This window comes from Sphingomonas parva (ex Maeng et al. 2020) (assembly GCF_004564275.1).
In the GTDB taxonomy this organism is placed as follows: Bacteria; Pseudomonadota; Alphaproteobacteria; order Sphingomonadales; family Sphingomonadaceae; genus Allosphingosinicella; species Allosphingosinicella parva.
Map to the genome: position 1 here is coordinate 1 of NZ_SPDV01000053.1, position 367 is coordinate 367.

The following is a 367-nucleotide window of genomic DNA, read 5'->3' on the forward strand; positions in this document are numbered from 1 at the left end:
GCCCATAACGACGTCTACAAATTCTCCCGCGGCTTCGGCCAGGACGTAATCTCCGAGGCCGGCTGGTCGAACGAATCGTGGAACGACGCGATCGAGTTCGACGCCACCGTCGCCGCGTCCGACGTCACCATCGAGCAATCCTCCGACGGCAACCATCTGATCCTGAAGATCGCCGGCAGCGAAGACCGGATCACGATGGAATGGGCGGTCACCGACGCCAATTACCGCATCGACCAGGTGCGCTTCGCCGACGGGACGGTCTGGAGCTTCGCCGACCTGATCGCCAGGGCGCAGGCGCCGACCGCCGCCGACGAGATGTTCAACGGCACCAACTTCAGCGAGACGACCCAGGGCGGTGCCGGCAACG

General features: G+C 64.9%; 1 protein-coding gene. It reads left to right on the forward strand.

Features of this window, described 5'->3' with window-relative positions:
* Positions 1 to 367: calcium-binding protein (locus tag E2493_RS18445; protein ID WP_135089854.1), on the forward strand; the 367-nt coding region annotated here is incomplete at both ends.